Annotated in this window: 6 protein-coding genes; 3 read left to right on the forward strand and 3 right to left on the reverse strand. The window is 67.5% G+C overall.

Going from position 1 to position 4745, the window contains the following annotated elements; all coding sequences use genetic code 11:
• The coding region (locus tag VJS90_RS06080; RefSeq protein WP_324120053.1) for a hypothetical protein at positions 1 to 215 on the reverse strand (215 nt) is incomplete at its 3' end.
• Positions 216 to 245: 30 nt separating this feature from the next.
• Complete coding sequence (locus VJS90_RS06085; protein ID WP_324120055.1) at positions 246 to 1046, reverse strand: OBAP family protein; 801 nt, start codon at positions 1044 to 1046, stop codon at positions 246 to 248.
• Positions 1047 to 1223: 177 nt separating this feature from the next.
• Here VJS90_RS06085 and VJS90_RS06090 point away from each other — a divergent pair, with 177 nt between their 5' ends.
• The gene (locus VJS90_RS06090) at positions 1224 to 1685 is read left to right on the forward strand and encodes a hypothetical protein (RefSeq protein WP_324120057.1); all 462 of its coding nucleotides are present in this window, start codon (positions 1224 to 1226) and stop codon (positions 1683 to 1685) included.
• Between the two features lie 15 nt (positions 1686 to 1700).
• Here VJS90_RS06090 and VJS90_RS06095 read toward each other — a convergent pair whose 3' ends face one another.
• On the reverse strand, positions 1701 to 2603 hold the full coding sequence (locus tag VJS90_RS06095; protein ID WP_324120059.1) for a polyprenyl synthetase family protein: 903 nt from the start codon (positions 2601 to 2603) through the stop codon (positions 1701 to 1703).
• Positions 2604 to 2831: 228 nt separating this feature from the next.
• On the opposite strand from VJS90_RS06095, the gene fni reads away from it, so the two are divergent.
• Positions 2832 to 3875, forward strand: coding sequence for a type 2 isopentenyl-diphosphate Delta-isomerase (gene fni, locus VJS90_RS06100; RefSeq protein ID WP_324120061.1), 1044 nt, complete (start codon positions 2832 to 2834; stop codon positions 3873 to 3875).
• The coding region (locus VJS90_RS06105) for a glycosyltransferase (RefSeq protein ID WP_324120063.1) at positions 3872 to 4745 on the forward strand (874 nt) is incomplete at its 3' end. The genes fni and VJS90_RS06105, both read left to right, overlap by 4 nt.

Genomic DNA, 4745 nt, shown 5'->3' on the forward strand with positions numbered 1-4745 from the left:
GCGAGGCGCTCCTTGATCAGGCGCGCCTCCTCTTCCTTTTCCTTGATCGAGGTCGGTGTGATGACCTTGTCGACCGTTTCGGTATCCGGATCCGGGCGTTCCAGCACGGGATCGTCCGGATGCCGGGTCTGGCCTTTCTGGGCCTCTTCGGATGACACCGGGCGAGGCGTCTTGTCGCCTGGATTATGAACTTCTGGGATCTTGTCTCGACTCATGGTGATCTCCTGGGTTGCGAGTGGAATGACTCAAGGCTGCTTCGAGCTCGGGGACGAGCGGGCATTGGTGTCCTCGGGGGTCGCCGGGCGCGGGTGCAGATGGGTGTGGCCGGTGCTGTCCTTGATCTGCACGACCTTGCCGGTCTTCCAGGCGTCAGCGCCCGGCTGCACAGGGTTGGGCCTGATACCGGCACGCGCCGCCCGGCGTTCGGTGCTGTCGATGCCCAGGCGCTGGTCACGCTGGCGGACCATCGCGGGATCGGCCTGGCCGTCGGCGGTAAAGCCCATCATCAGTTGCGGCATGCCCAGCGGCAGCGGGTTGTCCTGGTCGGTGTGCCAGGTGTGCCAGGTCTTGCCATAGGTATTGGCAAGCTTTGTCATCAAGCGATTTTCGGCCACCAGCGGAATCCCCGGCGCCACCAGTTGCCCAGACTTCACCTCATGGGCGTGGCTGTGCCACAAGGCTTTTTCCTGCGCGGGCAGGCCGGCGAACAGGCGCTCGCTGATGATGTATTCCACGCCCATCAGACGTGCCTGGGCGGTGTTGCCGTCGTAGATCACACACTGGATGACCTCCTCGTTCAACACGGCGCAGTAGTGGTGGGCTTCCATCTGCACCTTCGGATGGCCGTTGTAGAAGTGGAAGCCATCAAGGTAGGCGCTGAGCGCCTGGACCGGCGGTTGCGCCTGCAGCGCCTCGGCGCCCAGCTCAAGGGCCTTGGTCTGCACGGTCTTGGGCGCGCCGGGCAGGTCGGTGGGCGAGCGGGTGTCGGAGCCGCTGCAGCCGACCAGGGACAACGTGACGCCTACCGCGACGGCCTTGCCGAACATGCGTGCTTCCTCTGCCGGTATCGATCAAGGGGGCATGAACGCCCCGGGGTTATTCAGGAGAAAGCGGGCGCGCCCGAAAGTTTGATCTTTTTGCCCGGGCGCGGGCCCGTTGCGAGCGGTTGGCATTTGCCGCGGGGCTGACTAAGGTTGAGCCAATTCCCGACAGAGCGATTCACCATGAAAGGCTTCACCCTCCTCTTGCTCGGCGCCCTGGGTGCGAGCGCGGCATCGGCCGAGGCTGCACCGGACAGCACCTCATGGACCTTGCAGGACCAGTTCGACAAGGCCTTCAGCCTGGACGCCGAGACCCGCGTGCTGTTGATTGCCCGCAGCATGACCAGCGCCCGCCTGGTCAACCGTGCCGTGGAGGACGCGCCCGAGGGGTTCCTCGACAAGCACGGGGTCGCCTTTGTCGCGGACATCGAAATGATGCCGGCGCCGGCGAAGTGGGTGTTCCTGCCGGCGATGCGCTCGGCCAGCTACCGCATCCTGCTGGACCGCGATGGCACGGTGGCCGACCGCTATGCCGGCGACCGCGACAGCGTGCAATGGCTGGAGCTCAAGGATGGTCAGGTGACACGGGAGGCGCGCTTCGCCGAGCTGGCCCCGTTGCAGCGGGCATTGAACGCGCTGCCCTGAGCCGCGCGCCGCGATTCAGCAGTTGCCCGCCCGGGCGAAGATCAGCTGCAGGAAACGCCCGATCGGCATGTCGCAGTCAAAGGCCTGCCCCAGCTGGCTCTGGGCGCGTGCCAAGTGGCCCTGCAAACGCTCACGTACCCGGGCTTCACCGCACAGCGCAACGAAGGTCGACTTGCCGTCGTCCTTGCCTTGGTCCTTGCCCGTGGCGGGGTCGTGGTCGCGCAGGTCGTCATAGAGCTGAAAGGCGTGCCCCAGCTCAAGGGCGAAGCCTTGCAGGGCGCCGCGAACCCCGGGCCGGGCGTCGCCAATCAGGCACGCCATGTCCATGATCGCACTGAACAGCACCCCGGTCTTGAGGGTGTTGGTCGCGGCGATCTCTTCGGCGGTACGAGGCTGCGCGCCGTCGCGCAGGTCCTGAAACTGCCCTTTCACCAGACCCTGATTGCCGATGGCATTGGCCAGCAATGTCACCAGCTGGTTGCGCGCCGCAGCCGGCACCGTGTCGATCGCCGCGACCAGGGCAAAGGCGCGCGACAGCAGCGCGACCGCTGCCAGAATCGCCACGTCCTCGCCAAAAGCCCGGTGGATGGTCGCGCGCCCGCGTCGCAGCAGGGCGTTGTCCATGCACGGCATGTCGTCGAGCACCAGCGAGGCGGCATGCACCATCTCCACCGCGCAGGCCAGGTCGAGGGCGGCCCGGTCGCAGGCACCCAACCCTTCGCCAGCGAGCATCAGCAACAGCGGCCGCAGGCGCTTGCCCGGTGCCAGCGCCCCTTCGCGCATGGCCGCCGCGACCAGGTCCCGCTCGCCGCTGGCCGGTGGCAGCAAGGCGTCCAGACGCGACTCCAGGTCGGCCCGTAGCCGGGCGAGGTGCTCGGCGAAGCGTGCATCCAGGGTTACTGTCGGTTGTGCTGTCATCGTTCCCTCAAATCATCGCGGGCTGCAAAAACCCTGGTGTGTATCCCGGTGTCTATTCAGGTATAGCGGAACCGGATGCCTCGTGTAGCGAAGGAACCCCTGGCTCGCGCGGTTGCCAGAATGCGTGGTCGCGTATTAAACCTATGCAACTATTCACCCGTTGTACAACTCCTTGATACTGGAAAGACCACGCGCAGACCTGAATGATCCGTGAACACCGGAGCCGGAATGAAACAGAGCGACCTGAGTCGACGCAAGGATGATCACCTGGACATCGTCCTGGATCCCCACAAGGCTGCCCGCCAGGTGGACGCCGGATGGGAAGCGCTGCGTTTCGAACACTGCGCCCTGCCCGAGCTGGACCTGGACGACATCGACCTGGGCTGCAGCCTGCTCGGCATACCTCTGCGCGCGCCCCTGCTGATCAGTTCCATGACCGGCGGTGCCCAGCGCGCCGAGGCGATCAACCGGCACCTGGCCGAAGCCGCCCATGAACTGGGGATCGCCATGGGCGTGGGCTCGCAACGGGTCAGCCTGCAAGGCGGCCACGACCAGGGGCTGACCCTGGCGTTGCGGCGCATGGCGCCAGGCATCCCGCTGCTGGCCAATATCGGCGCCGCGCAGCTTCGTGAAGCCGGAGGGCTGGACCTGGCGCGCCGGGCTGTCGACGCCCTTGAAGCCAATGGCCTGATCATTCACCTGAACCCGTTGCAGGAAGCCGTGCAGCCTGAAGGCGACCGCCAGTGGCGAGGGGTACTGGCGAGCATTGCCCAGGCGACACGCCTGCTGCCGGTGCCGGTCATCGTCAAGGAGGTCGGCGCCGGGCTGTCCGCCGGAGTCGCCAAGGCGCTGGTCGATGCGGGCGTGCAGGTGATCGATGTGGCGGGCGCGGGCGGCACCAGCTGGGCCGCGGTGGAGGCTGAGCGGGCGCTGAGCGAGGACGACCGCGCCGTGGCCATGGCCTTTGCCGGCTGGGGCATTCCCACCGCCACCGCCGTGCAGGCGGTCCGCCAGGCCCTGCCCGCGGTGACGCTGATCGCCTCGGGCGGTGTACGCGATGGCGTCGATGCCGCCAAGGCGATCCGTCTCGGCGCTGACCTGGTCGGGCAGGCCGCTGGGGTGCTCGACGTCGCGACGCAGTCGACCGAAGCGGTCATCGCGCATTTCGAGGTCATGCTGCGGCAGTTGCGCATCGCCTGTTTCTGCACCGGATCGCGCGACCTGGCAGCGCTGCGCCAGGCCCGGCTGGTGCCCGGGCCAGGCCCGGGATGAGCCACGTCGGCGTCGTCGCCCCGCCCTACTACAGCCATTTCCAGGCGCTACAGGCGCTGGCGGTCGAGCTTCTGGGGCGGGGTCATCGAGTCACCTTCTTCCACCAGGCGGATGCGGCGCGCTGGCTGACCGATCCGCGCATTGGTTTCCATGCGGTGGGCACCAGCAGCCATCCGCCTGGGAGCCTCGAGACCAGCTTGCGCCTGGCCGCCCGTCCGGGCAGCCCATTGGGCTTGCGGCGGGTCATCGGCCAGATGGCCAATACCACCGCGATGCTGTGCCGGGAATTGCCACCCGTGCTGGCAGCGCTCGGCGTCGACGCCCTGCTCTGCGACCAGATGGAGGGCGCTGGCGCCCTTGTCGCGCGGAGCATGGGCCTGCCATTCATCTCGGTCGCCTGCGCCTTGCCGATCAACCGCGAACCTGGCATTCCGCTGCCGGTGATGCCCTTTGCCTATTCCACCGATCCGCGCAGCCAGCCGCTTTACCAAGGCAGCACCCGCGTCCACGACTGGCTGATGGCCCCGCTCGGCCGCGCCCTGGACGACGCGGCGCGCAGGTTGAACGTGCCGCCGCCGGGTGCCTTGCATGGGTGCCTGTCGCCACTGGCGCAGATCAGCCAGACCTTGCCCGGCTTCGACTTCCCGCGGCAGGACCTGCCCGGCACCTTTCACGCGGTGGGTCCGCTGCGAGGGCCGCGCAGCGAAAAGACCGGACCTTGGCCGATTGACCCCGGCCGGCCCTTCATCTTCGCCAGCCTGGGCACCTTGCAGGGTGAGCGCATGGGCCTGTTCGAGCAAATCGCCTCGGCCTGCCGCAGGCTCGGCGCCCAGTTGCTGATCGCCCATTGCGGCAAGCTCGGCCCGTCCC

The organism is Pseudomonas sp. (genome assembly GCF_035277045.1).
Taxonomy (GTDB): Bacteria; Pseudomonadota; Gammaproteobacteria; order Pseudomonadales; family Pseudomonadaceae; genus Aquipseudomonas.